Origin of the sequence: Bradyrhizobium sp. 33ap4, assembly GCF_032654765.1 — a bacterium.
Classification (GTDB): domain Bacteria; phylum Pseudomonadota; class Alphaproteobacteria; order Rhizobiales; family Xanthobacteraceae; genus Bradyrhizobium; species Bradyrhizobium australafricanum.
The window spans coordinates 1-566 of sequence record NZ_JAUMTJ010000266.1 but is presented as its reverse complement, the minus strand read 5'-3'; the positions used below and the strand labels follow the sequence as shown (position 1 = coordinate 566).

At 49.3% G+C, this 566-nt stretch carries 1 protein-coding gene; it reads right to left on the bottom strand.

The genetic code is table 11. The annotated features are described in order from the left end of the window. Positions 1–251 precede the first annotated feature (251 nt). The coding region (locus Q2M23_RS43850) for a hypothetical protein (protein ID WP_316399570.1) at positions 252–566 on the bottom strand (315 nt) is incomplete at its 5' end.

The following is a 566-nucleotide window of genomic DNA, read 5'->3' as shown; positions in this document are numbered from 1 at the left end:
CAAATCTCAATCGGGGTTTCCGAAGAGCTGAGCTCATGGTCTCTAGTCGCGAGGACACAAGGGTCAGGAGTCTGGGCATAAAAAAACGTCTCGAATCTTGATAATACTTTCGCGAACCCACTTGCTTTTGCTCCGGTCTCGTTTCGTTCCTCTGATGCAACCTCATCAAAAAATGTCATCAGTCGGCGGTAATTCTGAACAACCGATCGCAGGGAGGAAGCCTTGAGCGTCCAGCGTGTTGGGCAAAATTTTCAGAGGCTTGCGTTTTCGTCGTCTTGTTCGCACTCTTGGAACACATGGGTGCGCTTTGGAGAGGACATGACGAAGTTTATCAAGTCTGTTATGACGCCCAAGAAATCACGACACATGTCCAATCGCTGGCTCATGTCCTGAAGCACTAAGTTAAGAACGTGCACCACACAGTGCACGTGTAGCACTCGAGGCTCTTCTTGTCGTACCAGCGCTTGAAGTCCACTGTGCTTCCCTTTCATGTTTGCTGCGCCGTCGTAGCACTGTCCATGACACTTGTCAATAGGAAGATTGAATCGGCGTAGGACATCTTTGAA